The organism is Maribacter algae, assembly GCF_047345745.1.
GTDB lineage: Bacteria > Bacteroidota > Bacteroidia > Flavobacteriales > Flavobacteriaceae > Maribacter.
Window position 1 is genome coordinate 1,178,101 of the sequence record NZ_JBLFES010000001.1, and the last position, 17,982, is coordinate 1,196,082.

Sequence of the window (17,982 nt, forward strand, 5' to 3'; positions counted from 1 at the left end):
GAGATGTCTTCCGATACGACATATATAGAATATAGTTTTCGTATAAAACCTCTACAACCTGCGGCGGATATTTTAATTGCCCAGTTGGGAGAGGTAGGTTTTGAAAGTTTCGTGGAAGAAGATGAAGGCATCCTCGCTTATATCCAGAAAAAGGAGTGGTCCGAAACTATTCTGGATATGGTAACCGTTCTCTCCAATCGGAATTTTCAAATTGATTTTGAACGAAAAGAAATAGCTCAAGAAAACTGGAATGCCACTTGGGAACAGAGTTTTCAACCTATTTTGGTAGACCGTATATGCATGGTGAGAGCTCCCTTTCATGAAAAAAAGGATGTTCTTTATGATATCATTATAGAACCTAAAATGAGTTTTGGTACGGGCCATCATGAGACTACACATATGATGCTGCAACACCTGTTGGATTTGGATTTAGAAAGAAGAGTGGTTTTGGATATGGGCTCGGGAACAGGAGTTCTAGCCATTCTAGCAGGCATGAGAGGCGCGTTGAAAATTGATGCCATAGATATTGATAATTGGTGCTATTTGAACGCTTTGGAAAATGTGGCCCGTAACGGTTTGGATAATATTACGGTAAAAGAGGGCGATGCCAGTTTGTTGGGTGATGAAAAGTATGATATCATTATAGCGAATATTAATAGAAACGTTCTTTTGGAAGACCTACCTATTTACGCGAAATGTATGAATCCAGAGGCTATACTTTTGCTTAGTGGATTTTACAAAGAAGATTTAGAATTGATCAGTAAAAAGTGTACCGCAGAAGGGTTAAAGTTTGAAAAAAACTTGGAAAAAAATAATTGGGTCGCCTCAAAATATGTATTTTAGAGTACATCAAACAAAAAATCATGAGTACTAAAGAAGAAATTTCCGAAGAACTCCTCTTAGAAGAAGAAACTGTTCAGCAAAATGAAATTGTGCTTTTTAATGATGATGTGAATACTTTTGACCACGTTATCGAAACCTTGATCTCTGTTTGTGAGCATAGTGCGGAACAGGCTGAACAATGTTCCCTCATTGTTCATTACAATGGCAAGTGTACCGTTAAAACAGGGGAGTACAATGATTTGGAACCACGTTGCTCAAGACTATTGCAGGCAGGTCTAAGTGCAGAAATTGTTTAGCATAAAGAAATATGCTTGACGCTTCATCGTTTTTTTTAATTCAAAATACCTTCAAAAGAAATTATAACTATAGCACATAGAGATACATAATCAGGAAAGCTATCACAAAACAGAAAAACACAAACATTGCTAAAAAATGCTGGTAGATGAAACCTAAAAACCGCATTAGCCATCTCTGCAAATTTTCTGTATAGAACGAAACGATTTTCACTGTATCGGATTGGACCGCTAATATCAGTGGAAAACCAAGAAGAGAATAAAATATTAGTTCAAGCGATTGTTTTGGGGATAAAACGATGTAAGACTCGTTAATCCGGTAACTTTATTTGCTAAAAATGAAAAAACCTCTTTTGAAAAAAGAGGTTTTGTTTTTTTGGATTATAAGTCAGAAATAACATGTATCGAAAGTAATTTCCGAGAAATTTTAAAAATGATGTTAAACTTGTGGGACACCGCCCAAACGTTTCTCAATTTTTTTCTTCTTAACGGTCAACCTTTTCATGACATCCATTAATTCTGGGTCCTTACTTTCTTTATAGATTTCGTTTATCTTTAGTATTAATGCTTTTGCCTCTCTTGAAGCCTCAACCCTGTCACTAGTGGACATGTTGCTCATTTTTCTATTCTCAAATTCTTGAGCTTGTTCAAGTAACTCCTTCATTCTTGTTTTTTGTCAAAGTTAATATAATATTTAAATTACGCAATTCTTTATGAATTGTTACTTGTTATAGCATTATTTGACTATCATATTTGTGAATAATTTAACTATCTACAGCTCATTATTTATCCGGTAAAATAAATCAGAACAGCTACCACTATTATAATCAATAATACTGATAGAATAATATCCGCATAAGAAATACTTTCTCTGCTAATTCTTTTATCCTCTTGTGATAACGTACCCAAGGAAAGCCCTTTGATAGCTTCATAATTAGGTGGATTTGTAACCAAACTAACAGTAATACAGATTATTATGGATAAGATAAACATGAAAATGGCCATGTGGGCAAAATTCACGGTCGCAAAGGTCAATAACAGACCAGAAAGTTCTGTTTGATAGATTTCGGATAAAATACGTAAAGCCGCAATTAGCAAGCCCGAAAATAGTGTGACTATCGCTGCTTTTGAATTGACTCTCTTCCACAAAATCCCCAACAAAAATACAGCGGTTATTGGAGGCGCTATATAGGATTGTACACTTTGTAAGTATTGATAAAGTACGCCGCCACCAATCTTCTCCATGATGGGAATCCATATAATTCCCAAAACCACAACAAGGGATGTTGCTATTTTTCCAATTCTAAGTAGTTTCTTTTCCTCGGTATGTGGTTTTAGTTTTTTGTAAATATCAATTGTAAATATGGTAGAACACGAATTAAAAACGGAGGCTAATGAACTCATGAGCGCGGCCATTAATCCACCGGCTACCAAACCTTTTAGCCCAACAGGCAATAACGTTTTTACAAGGACCGGAAACACTTCATCACTTTTTTCATAGGTCAATACTCCTTGTTTTGCCAAAGCAAAGGCGATAATACCGGGAATCAAGAAGATGAAAATGGGCAGCAATTTTAGATATGCGCCAAAAATGGCTCCGCGTCTACCTATTTTAATATTATTTGCTGCAAGTGTGCGTTGCACAATGTATTGATCCGTACACCAGTACCAGATTCCCACGATTGTACCACCAATGAGCATTCCGGTCCATGGGAAGTCAGGATCTGAAATGGGGCGCCACATATTAAAATGTTCACTGCCAGCTACTAGTTTTAATTCTGACCATCCTCCTACTTTTTCCAGTCCTAAATACGTAATAATAAGAGAGCCCGCAATTAGAATTATCGTTTGTAATGTTTCGGTATAGATAACCGCTTTCATTCCACCAATAATGGTATAAGCGCCCGTAAAAAGGACAATACCTATGGCCCCGTACCAAAAAGGGATTCCCAAGAGTTCAGAGACTACGATTCCACCGGCGTAGATGGTAACGGAAACCTTGGTGATTACATATCCCACTAATGAAAAAACGGATAAAAACCATCTCGATCTACTATCAAAACGTTTTTCTAAAAATTCGGGCATCGTAAAGGCATTACTCCTAAAATAAAAAGGAAGAAACAACCATCCCAATAAAAGTACTATCCATGCGTGCAATTCATAATGGGCCATTGGCATTCCGGATTCCGCGCCTGTACCAGCAAGGCCTACCACATGTTCAGAACCAATATTGGAGGCAAATATTGAGGCTCCAATAACAAACCACCCCACGTTTCTTCCGGCTAAAAAGTAATCTTCGGTATTTTTGTTTTTTTGGAGTACAACCCAGATGGCTACTCCAATAAGTGCTGCTAGATATGCTCCCAATACCCACCAATCTGCTGTTTCTAATATTGATTTCATTTGTACGGTTGATTATTTTGTTTTAAAAATTTAAAGTAAAGCATAAATATTACAATATTTGGTAAAACTTTGGCTATTTTATTGCATAAATGATTAGAATATAGAGTTGTCATAAAATGAAAAAGGAGGCTTTTATACCTCCCATTCAATTAAAAACTCCTTTTCATTACAATGAGAACCAATTTTTCACGGTATTTATTATTTGTTCATCACTTCCTTTATTGAAACCGAATTCATTGGTTTTTTTATTGTAAGTATAATTTTTGCTCCATTCTTCTATGTTTTCAGCAACCTTTTTTATTGCATTACATATAAAGACGAGTTCCTCGTTAGTAGTAATGGGATGTAATGATAGGCGAACCCAGCCTGGTTTGTTCGTTAGATTTTTATTTTCGATATCTTGGATTAAAGTTTTGGATGAATCGGAATCAATATTGAATAAATAATGTCCGTAAGTACTGGCACAAGACCAACCACCTCTTACCTGAATTCCAAAACGGTCGTTCAGTAAACGAACAATAAGGTTGTAGTGTATGCCCTTGATACCAAAAGAAACTACTCCTATCCGTTTTTCTGTATTGTCTCCAAGAATAAATAATCCGCGTACTTTCCGCAATTCTGAAAAGCAAAGCGCCAATAATTCCTCTTCACGATTTTTGATATGCTCCGTATCCATTTTTTCCTTTAAACGAATCGCTAAAGCAGTCCGCATCACTTGCAAAAAACCCGGTGTGCCGCCATCTTCTTTTGTTTCTATAGCTGTATGATAGGCATATTTGCCCCATGGGGTTGTCCATTTTACATTTCCGCCGCCGGGTACGTCCGGACAATTCGTATTGTAAAGGTTTTTATTAAAAACTAAGACTCCACAGGTTCCTGGACCTCCCAAAAATTTGTGTGGTGAAAATAAAATAGCATCCAAACGCTCTTCGGGATTTTTTGGATGCATATTAATATCAATATAGGGGGCGGAAGCTGCAAAGTCTATAACGCAGACACCTCCATTTTGGTGCATAACCTTGGCGAGTTCATGATATCTGGAAATTATTCCGGTAACGTTAGAACACGCTGTAAAAGCTCCTATTTTTTGTGGTCTATCGGTATAATTTGCTAGTTCTTTTTGAAGTTGCTCGGGACAGATAAGGTTGTTTTCATCACAAGGCACCATAACAACATCCGCAATGGTTTCCATCCAGGGCACATGGTTGGAATGGTGTTCCATGTGGGATATGAACACTACTGGGCGTTCATTTTCCGGAATTGAAATCTTGCTTTTTACTACATCTGGCCAACGCAGGCCCATAATTCGCTGTAATCTGGACAACACCCCTGTCATACCTGTTCCCGAAGTGACCAGAATATCATTTTCATCGGCATTTACATGCCTTTTTATGATGTTCCTTGCGTGCTTGTAGGCATATGTGGATGCTTTTCCCGTCTCACTGGAAAAAGAATGGGTATTGGCTATCATAGGTCCAATGGTGTCCCGCATGATATCTTCGATTGGCCCGTATAACCTTCCGCTTGCGATCCAATCGGCATAGATTAGTTTTTGGGGGCCGTAAACGGAATCAAAATGAGTGTTTTCACCAATTATATTTCTTTTAAATTGGCTGAAGTGTTTTTCTAGTTTTGAAACCTTATTTTCTGGGGTTGCAACTGTTCTCATCATTATTCATTTAGATGGAATAAAGTGTAAGGTTTTGATATTGTAGATACCTCTTTTATGCAAATCGCGTGTACTATTTTGTGGTTTACATCAAATAGAGCGATTATCCTTTCACATAAAACCGTGAAAATATTACTCCGTTTCTACCAATAATTTATGGAAGGATTTGATTTTTTCGTCTTCATTGGTAATCTTGTTCATGCACGCTTCAAGAAAACGCAGAAATGTCTCTTTTTCTTCTTGGTTGAATCCTTCCGTTAAAAACATAATCACTGCCAAACGGGATGGCTGGGTCTTGTTTAATAGATCTATTCCATCTTTGGTCAGTTCCAAGCGTTTTTTTCTTCTGTCGTCCTCATCTTCATACTGTCTGATCAGGTTTTTTTCCAAAAGTACATTGATAAGATTGGTGATATTGGCCCTACTAACGTTTAGGGAATCTGCCAGTTCACTTGCCATTAGGGCTTTCTTATGCTTTTCTTTCTTAAAAAACGGGAGGTTGGGATTGTCCGCAAGATGCAGGAGTATTAGCCATTGTTGCGTAGTAAGGCCTACTTTCTGGTACACTTCGTCACCTATTTTCTTTAATTGAGTAGCTAAATCGAATATACTTAGGACGATGGATTCTTCAATACTTTTTTCAATCATAATTCTTCTTTCATTACTTAGGGTGAGGCAGTCTAAGATAGACTACAATTCATTAATTCTGAAGGTCCTTAATGACCTTTAATTGGGTTTTTATAAACAATTCCTTGGTAGGCGTCTCATTCTCAAAGCTATTTGGTGGATAATGGGAATATTCCGTATATGATTTGGCATACAGTTCAAATCGTTGTCGCGCATTATAGTTCTGCATGGAAACTTTTGAGCGGTAGTCCCTTTGCGCATTAATGTCTAGGTAACTGTTGGCTACCATACTTCCCCCTGTTCCAGCTTCGGCCAAAACGTGACCTTCATAATCAACAATTTTTGAGAGTCCGTCCGTTGCGGCAAAGGGAAAATCGATACCGGATATTCCGGCCGAATTGGCCGAAACCACATAGCTCATATTTTCAATGGCCCTAGCTCTTTTTGCCACTTCTTTGTGGGTCAATTGGGGACTGCCCGCCTCTGAGGAAGAGTGTAAAAAAACTTCCGCACCACGCATCATCAAGCATCTTGCAATTTCAGGATATAATATCTCTTCCGAAGCGATACAGGCCAATTTACCAAGTTTTGTATCAGCTACGGGATAAAGTGCTTCATAACCATATATTTCCATATAGGTATCCATGACATCATGTGGGGTAGGGGCAAACATGGAATTTAACCTCCGGTACTTCAAAATCAGTTCGCCTTGGTCATCAATTATAAAGCTACTTTGGAAGTAGAGCTCAGGAAAATTTTCATCCAATTCATAAAAATTACCGGATAAGAAAATAGATTGTTTTACACAGAAATCCTTCATCGTATCAAATAGGGCATCATCTGTAGATAGACATGCTTTTTTACGCCATTCCTCCATATTTTCGCCAAAAGGAAAGCTGGTAAGAAAGTATTCCGGAAGTACTACCAATTTTAGGTCAGGTCCAATAAAAGCTTTTGAGCCTCTTGTTTCGGCGAGTACCTTATCCAAAGATTTTTGCATCAATGTGTAGGCGGAAGCCCTGTCCTTACAATTGTTTACTGCGAAACATTCCGTTTGTAACGCTAAAGCTTTATATCTTTTTATTGACATGTATGTCTCAATTAGTATGAAGTTACAAAATAGTTAATACTATTAATTATTTTGTTCGATTCTTTTCGATGTATTCCCCGTTTTCGATAAATTTGGGTAAACAAAATAAATCCTTATTCCTGCTTTACAAAATTAAGCTCAGTTTTTGGAGAGGATATTGGTTCCTTGTTTTTTTCCAAAATCTGCCAGCTTACTCCTGCGGTATCCTTAAAATTGAAAGACCTCTCGCCAAATTCATTTTTTTGAATTTTTGAAGCGTCTAAGTAGGTATGCTTTAATACCAAATCATGCACGAAATCCAGTTTTGGTGTATAGAAGGAATGCAACGTGATGCCTTTTTCCCCTACCCGTTGTTTTTGGGAAGCATTGGGCTTTATTCCGTTAGGGATAAAGAATTTCAATTTGCCACAAATGTTGTTCGGAGATACGAAACCTTGGTACACATGGCTAAAACCGGGTTCCATCTGGAAGACCCTTTTGGGGCCTTTTAACCAATCCCCATCCAGTTTGGGATCTTCTTCTGCCATAAGTCCCAGAGCTGTGGAGAGGTAGCTCATTTGCGACATATCCTCGGCGTCTATAATAAAATCGTGATGCGTGAACTCACTGGTCTTTAAGGGGGTACCTTCCGCTATGGTCCCGTATCCGGGAATTACGTAACCATACCGTTGAAAAAAAATGTGGTTAAAGAAAGCACCGTACACTGCATTTTCCCGAACCAGAACTGGACGCTGAAAAAAACTCTTTTCGCCGGTATTAAGGCCAAAAAGGTCATCTGCGATAGGCTCCATTGCCAACCAATGTTCCTTGCCTGTTTCCCTTGCCGTTTCATAAATATCATACAGCCTAAAAATGTCATGGGTCCGCATTACCGCTATTCTAGAGCCTATAGTTTCAACCGGTGCATACCCAATGCCATTGCCCAGCGGTTTTTCCCATTCCAATATTCGCAACAGGCCATGACTGTCAATTTTCCCGTTTTGAAGTCGGTAGGAGTTCAATTTTGAATCTACTCCATAGATTTGTTTGGCTTCCTTCGCAGAGATGGATTGGATTTCTATAGTCTTAAAACCAAATTCGGCAAAATATTTTTTGGCGTAATCGGCATCATCCGTGCCCAACATGACCTCATACACGCCACTGATTCCTGTATCCGGTAGCTTATTGTTTGGGATGTTTTCTTCGGCCATCATAAAAAGGGTGTTGTTTTTAGATTGCTATTAGGGGATTAAAATCAATTTTCCGAAATTTTCCCCGGTAAAAAGCATCTTTAGCGCAGCCACATAGTTGTCCAACCCATGTACCATATGCTCTTTCACCTTAATTTTACCATCGCTGATCCAACCGGCAATTTCCTTGACCGCATTAGGCCATTCTTCCACGTAGTCAAAAACTATGATTCCGGTCATAAGCCCCCTGGCGGTAACAATTTTCATATAATTTTTAGGTCCTTGAATGTTTCCCATGTTGTTATACTGGGAAATGGCGCCACAAATGATCACACGCGCCCCCTTGGCTAAATTTAATAAGGCAATATCCAAAGTTTCGCCCCCTACATTGTCATAATAAATATGGATTCCGTCGGGCGCATATTCCTTTAATTTTTTGTTTAATTCTTCTTTTTTGTAGTTGATGGCATAATCAAATCCACAATTTTCGATTAGAAATTTACATTTTTCGTCGCTCCCAGCAGAGCCAATAACGGTACATCCCTTTATTTTTGCTATCTGGCCTACGGTGGAACCCACTACTCCTGACGCTCCGGAAACATAGACCACGTCCCCTTTCAGGGGCTTTCCTTTTCGCAACAGGCCAAAATACGCGGTCATGCCGGGCATTCCCAAAACGCCGAGATGATAGGATAATTTGCCCGAGGACATATCCAATACCTTGAGTCCTTTGCCATCTGAAATAGCATGCGTTTGCGCTCCTAAAAGCCCCTCTACATAATCCCCTTCCTTAAAGTTTTCATTTCTGGATCGGATGACCTTGCCTGCCGAGAAACTCCGCATGACCGCTCCTATTTCTATACCTTTTATATAGGTGGTTCCTTCGTTCATCCAACCTCTAATGGCCGGATCTAACGAAATGGCTTCGATCTGTATCAGAATTTCGCCCTGGTCCAATTCACGAATTTCCTCGTTTATCAGCTGAAAATTGTTATCTTCAATCATTCCAGATGGCCTGCTCGCCAATGCCACTCTTCTGTTGGTCATATTCGTAAACTTTAAAAACCTTTTAATTTCGATAAAATTAGTTAATATTATGAATAATTAACTATATTAACTAATTAAATATCCAAAATTGAAAACTGCAAATTACATAACATTGGATTCCGGAAAGCTCTTTTTTCAAAAAATGGGCAGTGGTCCAGTGATTGTTTTGCTACATCCGTCACCGCATACTTCCAATTTATTGTTGCCTATGGCACAGAAGTTGGCGGAACGGTACACGGTTATTGCTTTGGATACACCGGGGTACGGAAATTCCGATGGCCTTGGTTTTAAACCAAAATCCGTGAGGGATTATACGAATGTGTTACATAAGGCATTTACAGCACTGCATTTGAAAAAACCAAGTCTATACGGTTCCGCTACCGGAGCGCAAATCGCTATACGGTATGCGCTGGAACACTCTGATGGGGTTGCCCAGGTATATTTGGATAATGCAGCACATTTTAATGATGATTTAAGAGTAACTATTTTAAAGAACTATTTTTTTGATTTAAGCCCTAAAAAGGATGGAAGCCACTTGGTCAAGATTTGGAAAATGGTAGGGAATATGTTTCAATACTTCCCCTGGTGTTTTCAAAGCGAAGAATTTGCTTTAAAAAGACCGCAATTGCCTGCGATGGCATTACATATGGTCGCAATGGATTATTTGAGGGCTGGCGAAACCTACGATTATGCCTATAGGGTGGCTTTTGAACATGAAAAAGCGGAATACGTACAAGCCCTTACGGTACCTACGACTATTTTTAGGTGGAACGGAAGCATCATCAAAAAACACATAGATAATCTTTTGAAACATGATTTCCCGTCCAATGTATCCGTATTTCCGATTGATGGTGACCCTACTGAAAGAATGAAACTCATGACCGAGTATATAAAATCGAAATCAAATAGTGTTCCAAGTACAGCATTGTATGGGAATGTGAAACCCTTTGAGGAGAAACAAAAACCAGAATACCATATCGGAAATCAAAATATCCCTGAAATTAAGGCCGATGGCAGTCACCTTTTAAATGCCTGGAACATACTTAGAACAAACAATCCTGATTTAGGGGCCAAAAAATTACAGGCTTGTCTTGTGGATTGGTATTCCAGCCCTGATCAAGCAGTCTAAATTTTAGTCAAAAACCTTCACATGATAAAAGCCAAATATGATGCGGCCCAAAATACGATAGTTATTGTTGGAGTAAATAGTGGTATTGGTCAGGCCTTGGTAAATCAGCTTCTGGAAAGTAATGCTACAGTTTATGGGGTAGATATTCAAGCCTTCTCTAAAGCGCAGATTTCGGACAACTTCCATTATTTTAAGGCGAATCCTTTGGATAAAGAAGAGTTTACAATAACAGCATCAAAAATAGCACAGGAAACATCAATTGTCGATGGCTTGGTGAACCTTTCCGGAACTATTAAAAATTTTAGGCCTATTGAGGAACTTGATATAACTGATTGGAACGAGACCTATGACATCAGTTTTAAGAGCTGCTTTAATTCCTGTAAACTTTTTTCGTCCTTATTAAAAAAATCCAGTTCTGGGGCTATAGTGAATATGGTATCGGGATTAGCTTTCATCGGTCAAAAAAATTATGGACCTTATAGTGCGGGCAAAGCCAGCGTACTATCGTTTAGTAGAACCTTGGCCGCTGAACTGGCTCCACGAATACGCGTAAATAGTGTGGCTCCCGGGGCAGTGGATACTCCGTTCATTTATAAGGAAGATGGTACTACCCGTTTTGATGTGGAAGCTTATAAAAGCATAGTGCCTTTGGGTACAATGGCTAAACCTGAAGAAATTAGCTCCGTAATTCTCTTTCTTTTGAGTGATGGCGCATCCCATTTAACAGGGCAATGCATTCACATTAATGGAGGTGCTGGCATGAATTAATAATTAATAAGATTAATAGTTAACTTAATTAACTATTTTTAGTATCTTGTTCAATATTCAATGATGCTATGTTTAAACTCAAAACTATCGTAGAGGTCGTATACAGCGTAGGCGATATGGATAAAGTAGAAAGGTTTTTCTGCGATTATGGTGGGCTGGATGTAGTTGGGGATTATAACACGGATAGGAGCGTACTTGATTTTTGGAATTTGGATACATCGGTCACCGCTACGGAAAAACTGATTCGTTTTGCCGGTCACACCGCGGGTTCTCTACGTTTGGTAAAATACCATGGAGTGGAACAAAAGTATATTCGTTCTTCCCAAAACCCATGGGATATTGGCGGAATTATGGACATTAATTTGCGGGTGCCCGAAGTTGCTCAAACCTTCAATGAAATTCGTGATTTAGGCTGGCACGGTCTCAGTGATCCGCTGTTGCAGAAAATGGGTCCGTTTGAATTGTATGATATTTTAATGAAGGGCTATGATGATATTATAATTGCTTTTACGCATCGGGTACAACCTCCTTTGGAACTACCAGAAGGCTATAACATACCTTCCCATGTGTACAATTCTACGCTTACTGTAGAAAATCTTGAAGAAACACAGGATTTTTATGTGAATAAATTGGGATTTTCACTTTTGAACGAATACGAAGTGAAGAAGGACGCTCCTATGGAGAATATGTTCGGCATCCCCATGAACATCATAGAACAGGTGAATTGTAAGGCCAATATTTTTTCTTTGGACGGAAATCGGGACGTTATATTTCAAGCATGTGAATTTGAAGGTGTAACCGGGAAAGATTTTTCCAGTTTGGCAATACCACCCAACCGGGGATTGTTGTTGTACCGTTGCGAAGTTGAAAATATTAAGGAATATTACGATGCGTTGCTTGAAAAAAATATTGAAATGCATCGACCATTACAAGAAATTAGGATTGAACCCTATGGTAAAGTGAACTGCTTTGCCTTGCGAGGCCCGGAAGGGGTTTGGTGGGAATTTTTAGAAACACAAACTTAAATAATGAACAATGAAAACACGAATTACGCTCTTAGTTAGCTTGGTATTTGCTATTACACTAAATGCACAGGAAATGAATTTTGAAGGTGAAAAGGCCTTGGAAATTAGACAGAAAACTACCTGTAATACCCTTGAGGAAGGAAAACCGGTATATGGTATGTGGGAAGGTAGGATCTACAGTAGGGTGCAAGGCGAAAAAGATCGTCATTTATTCAATGTTGTGGGTATAAATGTGCGTCAGTGCGACTGCGTGGAAGATCCTGTTAGAGGCAAAGGTTTTAGAAGCGTAGGAAGGGAAATAATGATGTACCTAGACCCGGAGACCAATGAAATCATCGATACTTGGGATAATCCTTGGACAGGCCAGACCGTAGATGTGGTGCATGTAGCCAATGATCCCGTAAATATGAGAGGTTATGTTTATGAAAAAGACGAAGAAGGAAAGGTTTCTGCCAAGACAAGTTTCAGGAAATATGGCGATGTTGCGGTGACCTCCTATGAAATACCTTTGTTTTACAACAATCCCTTATCTGGGGATTACCAAAAATACGTGGGGGGAACCTATCATGCCATGGAAATTTTTAATACCTACTATAAGGCGGAAGAGTTGACCAATTCAAAAATTAAGGATTTGAGCCAATCCAACATTTCATGGTCCAGAATTTCGCAATGGTTACCTTGGATGGAGATGGGCAGCAGACAGGGTTGGATAATTGCCAATGCCACAGGAGAAAGCATTTTGGATAAAGACGGAGTATGGGACAGACTTAAGGTGATCTTGAACGATAGGTATCCGCTCTATTTTAATCCACCGGAAAGAGACGATAAAAGACCTAATGAGACTTCTTGGACGGTATTCAAAAAGTTTCTGGCCGATAAGGAAAAAATGGAAGAAGGAGAAGAAGAATAAATAGATAAAATTATGGCAACATTGACCATTGGGCAAAAAGCACCTGATTTTAAGCTGGTCGGGACAGATTTAGAACCCATTACCTTAGAAGATTATAAAGGGAAGAATTTAATATTGCATTTTTTTCCATTGGCTTTTACAAGTGTCTGTACAGAACAACTATGCACGGCAAACGGGGAAGAAAATAACTATGCTTCCTTAAATGCCGAAGTCTTGGGAGTATCGGTAGATTCACCTTTTGTATTGGACAAGTTCGCCAAGGAAAACAATTTGGATTTTCCCCTGGGTTCGGATTTCAATAGAAAAGTAAGTAAAGATTACGGCGTTTTATTCGATGGTGATTTTGCAGGAATGACAGGTTTTTCCATGCGTTCCGCATTCATAATCGATAAAGATGGAACGGTGCAATATGCAGAAACCACCGACGGTAAAACGCTACCTAGCTTTCAAAACATACAAAAAACATTGGAGCGTATTTGAAAAACAAACATTGGATTATGGAAATTATTGGTAAAAGAAGCTCGTTTAAGATAGGGATTGTACTATTCCTTTTTTTACTATGCCCGTCAGTTTCATTTGGACAAACAAACGAAAATACCGCCGCACTACAGGATGTGCATTTGACAAGAAGCTCAATCTTGGTATCAGATCTTGATAAGTCCTTGGAAATATATCGTGATATTCTGGGTTTTGAGGTTGCCATAATTGCAGAATCCGATAAGGAATCTTACGCCTATCAGGTTTTTAATATCCCTAAGGAAGCTTTAATCAAAGTAGCTACGTTAAATTCCATGGACCAAAAACGTATTATCAATTTAAAAGAAGTATCCGGTATTACTTTGCCTAAAGCTAATCTTGGTATAAAAATGAGTGCGGTACTTATTAAAGTCAATGATATAAAGACAATCATGGAGCATACTGTTAAAGGGCCACGGATCAGTTATATTGAACAGTCATTTATTGATCCGGACGGACATTTGGTGGCTTTATATCAAATCATATAATAGACCATGGAAGCTACTTTGATGTATTATAATCCAACGGCGCATTTATATAAGGCCATACATAACCAACATAAATAAACTATTTGATAATGTCCGATCAAGCAAAAATTTCAATCCCAACGGGAATCGCCGAGAATGCTTTGACAAGTTATATACATACCGCTACGTTATGCACGGTAGATCTGGAAACCTACAAGCATTTTTATGGTGAGGTAATGAAAATGAACATAGATGCAATTAGTGTAACAGAGGAGGCGAAAGATAAACAAAGGTCATTTTGGAATATTCCTTCGGATATAGATTACGATTTGTACCATTGTTATAGATCAACTGTACCAAGTCTTATTCAGTTAAGGATTATCCATCTAAAAACTCCCACCCCCCAAATTCATAAAAGTTATAGTTCCTATGAATTGGGTTCATTCTCCTTAGGATTCCCGACCTCGGATGCAAAGGGCATGGATAAAAGAATGCAGGAGTTTGATGTTAAGGCTATGGCACCTATGCAATTAGGAGAGATTGTCCGGGCAAATGGTGATAAAGGGCATTATTTGGAAACCATTTATAAGGGACCGGATTATCTACATTGTGTGGGGATTGAAAGGGTCAACTATCCACAATTGGCTCCATGTGATCCTGTGGATGGCTTTGGTGGTCCGGGGTATTCTGCATTTGTTGCGAAAGACTCTGATGCCGAAGTGGCCTTTTATACTGATGTTTTAGGGCATTATGTTCTTTTCGATTCTGTTTGGGAAGCGGCAGAAGACGGGGCTTTGGGGGTTAATCCCGGTACACCGTTCCGCTTTTGTGGCATATACGCGCCGGGAGCTAAACAGAATCACTATTTGTTATTGGATTTTAAAGATGGCAACATGATCGATACCGGAGTACAAAGTTGCATTCCCAATCAGGGGCTGGGAATGTATAGTTTTAAGACTAGGAATATCGATAAGGTGATGCAAAATGCAAAGGATAACAACATTGTGGTCAAATCTGGAATTCAAGATGTTTCCGATTATATCTTGGGCGATGGCAAAGCCTGTATTTTGGAAACTCCAAATGGATTTTATACAGAAATATTTCAAGAAAACTAAATGGAACCAGTACTTCAAAAAATTGCGGATATTCTCTGCGGCACTTTGGATAATAAAGAGCAGGTGGAAGCTGAAATAGCTTCGGGAAAACAGATACACCCGTATGCCAAACACGTTACGGCCCTCTGTAATGATAAGATAATCAATCGCCCTAAAGACCATCCCGGTATTTACATCCTAGAGGAGAGCTATTACATACCCCCTGGAAAAACTACCGCGGAAACGGAAATAAAACCACTTTTCTTCTATATTACGGCACGTGACGGGAATACCGCTCTTCTGTACTCTATGCAGATTCCTGAACATATCAAGTCCGAGGATGCCGTTAACGCGAACAAGGATTTGGTGTTCAATTTTAATGAAATACACCCTAGGTCATGGGGCCCGGCACCCTATATTTGGCACGATGACGAGCAATGCTTTACAACGGACCATGAGGACCCCATTGGTCCGGGAATGACGTTTAGATTAACGGAAACGCTCAGGGACGGAGAGCTTTTTGTGATGGAAAGCGTAAAAAAAGATGGCGTCCAGATTACACCCTACAACACTCCAATTCACTATATAAAAAAATAACATGAGCGAAAAACAAAGCTTCGGAGCCCTTTTGGGCATTGCCATTTTAGGAACTATTACGCTTGTCGTCACCAATGGCATGACCATTTCCGGAATAAGTGTTTTTGATACGAGCATCCTGGAAGAATTTGGCTGGTCCAGGTCGGAATTAAAGCTGCGTAGCTTGATAAATTTAGTGGCATCATCCTTGATCATGCCTTTTGTTGGGGCTATCATAGATAAGTATGGCGTCAAACGAATGCTTATCATAGGATTGGTCGTTATCGCCGGCCTATTGTATTCCTATTCGTTGATTACTTCGGCATGGCAGATGTATACCATTCATCTTTTGTTCGCCTTTGCGGTCTCCGGTGCGGGAACCTTGGCAATTATCATAATGGTGTCCCAGCGCATAAGGAGCAATAGGGGTACGGCCATAGGTATTGCATTGGCGGGAACTTCATTGGGGGGGATAATTGTTCCACAATTAGGTTTGCGGTTACTTCAAAATTTTGGATGGAGGGGTGCTTTTCAATGGGAAGCCTTGGTACCCATTTTTATCGCCGTAATCATCTTTATTTTTCTTAAACCCATAAAGTATAAAAATAAGGCAAGTGAAAAGGTAGTGGAGGACGAGGAGACCGGTCTTGTGGAATTTTCCATAAAGGATGCCATTAAGACCCCGGTGTTTTGGGCAATCTGTTTTGCCGGAATTTTCTGTTTTTACAGTATTTTGGGAATAATAGACAATCTTTTCCTGTACCTGAGCGAATTAAAGTTTACTCCGGAGCAGGCTACCAATGCCTTTAGTATATTCTTCGCAATTATACTTACGGCCAAGTTAACCTCCGGTATTGTAACGGATTTCATCAATGAGCATAAACTGTTCAAGGTTCAGCTTGGTCTTATGATTTTTGGGGCAGTTTTATTGGCCATTAATTCCGCTGAATTAATATGGCCCTCTTTGATTTGTATTGGTTTGGGATGGGGCGGATTGTACACCTTGTTCAATTACATCATTATAACGACTTTCGGTGTGAAGTCTGCCGGAAAAATAGGAGGATTAATATCTTTCTTTGAAGGTGTCGGTTCTGGTCTAGGCATGTGGCTTACTGCCTTTATTGCTGACCAAACAGGTTCTTACAGTACTAGCTTTTGGTTAATAGTGGTTCTATTGTGTATTGCCTTTGTCATCAGCTTTTTTATTAAAAAAATTGTACCCGAAGAACCGGCGAAGGTATTGGAAACGGTGCATCCCAGTGAAATTGCAAAACCCAAGCTAACCTAGTTTTTAGGGCATATTGATTGAAGAAGTTTTCCCTACGCTTCCTTGATCTTTAAAGACTTTGACCATTCGCGTACCACCATTGGTGCCTTTGTATAGACTAATAAGCGCATTGGGCATTTCTTCCAACCCAATCCCGATATCCTCTAAAGGTCTTAACCTGCCTTCCCGGATCCATTGAGCCAATTGTTTTTCATAGTTAGGGTATTCTGCTTGATAATCATACACAAAAAAACCTTCCATTTTGGCATCCTTTAATCCGATGCGATACATATTTCTAGGACGATGGTATGCTTCGGGCGGAATTAAATATTCCGATATGCGCCCGCAAATAGCAATGCGTGCCCGGCGATTGATCCTGCCAAGGACCTCATCCAATAATTCACCCCCGACATTATCAAAGAATACATCTATTCCGTCAGGAAATAATTCGTCCAATTTTTTAGGGACACCGTCGGTTTTGTAATCTATGGCATAATCGTAACCTAAGCTTTCGGTCAGCATGGTACATTTTTCGGGGCCACCGGCAATGCCCACTAAAATATCGCAACCCAATGCCTTTGCAACAAACCCGGCCATACTGCCTACGCTTCCGGCCGCTCCCGAGACCAAGACCTTGTCCCCTTTCTTAACCTTACAAATTTCCTGCATGCCAATGAGGGAAGTAAAGCCGTTCATGCCCAAAGCGCCTACCCCGTAAGACGGACTCAAATCCTGGGTCGCCATTTTGTAGGTCATATAGTAAGGCTCGTCCTTTATGACCCCATATTCACGCCAACCCAGTTTTGTCTGTAGCAAATCGCCCTCTTTAAAAGCTACGCTCTTGCTTGCTACAACACACCCAACGCCCCTACCAATCATGACATCGCCTATTTCCATTGGTTTTTCAAAAGTGGTCTCGTTGGTCATGTACCGGAGCATTACCGGAGCCACACCAAGATAGAGCGTCTTTACCAATGCCTCCCCTTTCCGGATGTTGGGAATGGCGACTTCCTCCAGCCGAAAATCTTCAACTTTGACCAAGCCCTTTGGCCTGGAAGCCATAACCCACTGTTTCATTGCTTTCTGCAT

At 39.6% G+C, this 17,982-nt stretch carries 19 protein-coding genes; 11 read left to right on the forward strand and 8 right to left on the reverse strand.

All coding sequences use genetic code 11. The features are described 5' to 3' along the window. Positions 1 to 3: 3 nt before the first annotated feature. Together prmA and ACKWBX_RS05205 are read left to right on the forward strand one after the other, a co-directional pair. Complete coding sequence (prmA, locus tag ACKWBX_RS05200; protein WP_413967587.1) at positions 4 to 843, forward strand: 50S ribosomal protein L11 methyltransferase; 840 nt, start codon at positions 4 to 6, stop codon at positions 841 to 843. Between the two features lie 20 nt (positions 844 to 863). Continuing rightward, complete coding sequence (locus ACKWBX_RS05205; RefSeq protein WP_413967588.1) at positions 864 to 1,139, forward strand: ATP-dependent Clp protease adaptor ClpS; 276 nt, start codon at positions 864 to 866, stop codon at positions 1,137 to 1,139. Positions 1,140 to 1,575: 436 nt separating this feature from the next. Here ACKWBX_RS05205 and ACKWBX_RS05210 read toward each other — a convergent pair whose 3' ends face one another. The 7 genes from ACKWBX_RS05210 to ACKWBX_RS05240 form a co-directional block, all read right to left on the reverse strand. Further along, entirely contained in the window at positions 1,576 to 1,800 is a 225-nt protein-coding gene (locus ACKWBX_RS05210) for a hypothetical protein (RefSeq protein WP_413967589.1), read from the reverse strand. A gap of 122 nt (positions 1,801 to 1,922) precedes the next feature. Beyond that, positions 1,923 to 3,539, reverse strand: a complete 1,617-nt coding sequence (locus ACKWBX_RS05215) for a sodium:solute symporter (RefSeq protein WP_413967590.1) — start codon at positions 3,537 to 3,539, stop codon at positions 1,923 to 1,925. 166 nt (positions 3,540 to 3,705) lie between these two features. Further along, positions 3,706 to 5,208, reverse strand: a complete 1,503-nt coding sequence (locus tag ACKWBX_RS05220) for an aminotransferase class V-fold PLP-dependent enzyme (protein WP_413967591.1) — start codon at positions 5,206 to 5,208, stop codon at positions 3,706 to 3,708. 132 nt (positions 5,209 to 5,340) lie between these two features. Then, a complete protein-coding gene (locus tag ACKWBX_RS05225; protein WP_413967592.1) occupies positions 5,341 to 5,856 on the reverse strand; it encodes a MarR family winged helix-turn-helix transcriptional regulator in 516 nt (171 codons plus the stop codon). A 52-nt stretch (positions 5,857 to 5,908) separates the two neighbouring features. Next, the gene (locus ACKWBX_RS05230; RefSeq protein ID WP_413967593.1) at positions 5,909 to 6,925 is read right to left on the reverse strand and encodes a nitrilase-related carbon-nitrogen hydrolase; all 1,017 of its coding nucleotides are present in this window, start codon (positions 6,923 to 6,925) and stop codon (positions 5,909 to 5,911) included. Between the two features lie 113 nt (positions 6,926 to 7,038). Continuing rightward, positions 7,039 to 8,118 carry a hypothetical protein gene (locus ACKWBX_RS05235; protein ID WP_413967594.1) on the reverse strand — a complete coding sequence of 360 codons (1,080 nt, stop codon included), beginning with the start codon at positions 8,116 to 8,118 and terminating at the stop codon, positions 7,039 to 7,041. 27 nt (positions 8,119 to 8,145) lie between these two features. After that, complete coding sequence (locus ACKWBX_RS05240) at positions 8,146 to 9,141, reverse strand: NADP-dependent oxidoreductase (protein WP_413967595.1); 996 nt, start codon at positions 9,139 to 9,141, stop codon at positions 8,146 to 8,148. An 88-nt stretch (positions 9,142 to 9,229) separates the two neighbouring features. Between ACKWBX_RS05240 and ACKWBX_RS05245 the strand changes: the two genes are divergently transcribed. The 9 genes from ACKWBX_RS05245 (at position 9,230) to ACKWBX_RS05285 (ending at position 16,914) form a co-directional block, all read left to right on the forward strand. Then, positions 9,230 to 10,270, forward strand: coding sequence for an alpha/beta hydrolase (locus tag ACKWBX_RS05245; RefSeq protein ID WP_413967596.1), 1,041 nt, complete (start codon positions 9,230 to 9,232; stop codon positions 10,268 to 10,270). A 21-nt stretch (positions 10,271 to 10,291) separates the two neighbouring features. After that, positions 10,292 to 11,038 carry an SDR family NAD(P)-dependent oxidoreductase gene (locus ACKWBX_RS05250; RefSeq protein ID WP_413967597.1) on the forward strand — a complete coding sequence of 249 codons (747 nt, stop codon included), beginning with the start codon at positions 10,292 to 10,294 and terminating at the stop codon, positions 11,036 to 11,038. A 68-nt stretch (positions 11,039 to 11,106) separates the two neighbouring features. Next, a complete protein-coding gene (locus ACKWBX_RS05255; protein WP_413967598.1) occupies positions 11,107 to 12,063 on the forward strand; it encodes a VOC family protein in 957 nt (318 codons plus the stop codon). Between the two features lie 10 nt (positions 12,064 to 12,073). Continuing rightward, entirely contained in the window at positions 12,074 to 12,973 is a 900-nt protein-coding gene (locus ACKWBX_RS05260; RefSeq protein ID WP_413967599.1) for a DUF1838 family protein, read from the forward strand. Between the two features lie 12 nt (positions 12,974 to 12,985). Next, positions 12,986 to 13,453, forward strand: a complete 468-nt coding sequence (locus tag ACKWBX_RS05265) for a redoxin domain-containing protein (RefSeq protein WP_413967600.1) — start codon at positions 12,986 to 12,988, stop codon at positions 13,451 to 13,453. 17 nt (positions 13,454 to 13,470) lie between these two features. Next, a complete protein-coding gene (locus ACKWBX_RS05270; protein WP_413967601.1) occupies positions 13,471 to 13,977 on the forward strand; it encodes a VOC family protein in 507 nt (168 codons plus the stop codon). Positions 13,978 to 14,066: 89 nt separating this feature from the next. Continuing rightward, positions 14,067 to 15,071, forward strand: a complete 1,005-nt coding sequence (locus tag ACKWBX_RS05275) for a hypothetical protein (protein WP_413967602.1) — start codon at positions 14,067 to 14,069, stop codon at positions 15,069 to 15,071. Beyond that, positions 15,072 to 15,647, forward strand: coding sequence for a hypothetical protein (locus ACKWBX_RS05280; RefSeq protein WP_413967603.1), 576 nt, complete (start codon positions 15,072 to 15,074; stop codon positions 15,645 to 15,647). Position 15,648: 1 nt separating this feature from the next. Next, positions 15,649 to 16,914, forward strand: coding sequence for an MFS transporter (locus ACKWBX_RS05285; protein ID WP_413967604.1), 1,266 nt, complete (start codon positions 15,649 to 15,651; stop codon positions 16,912 to 16,914). A gap of 3 nt (positions 16,915 to 16,917) precedes the next feature. On the opposite strand, the gene ACKWBX_RS05290 is transcribed toward ACKWBX_RS05285, so the two are convergent. Continuing rightward, a complete protein-coding gene (locus tag ACKWBX_RS05290) occupies positions 16,918 to 17,982 on the reverse strand; it encodes an NADP-dependent oxidoreductase (protein ID WP_413967605.1) in 1,065 nt (354 codons plus the stop codon).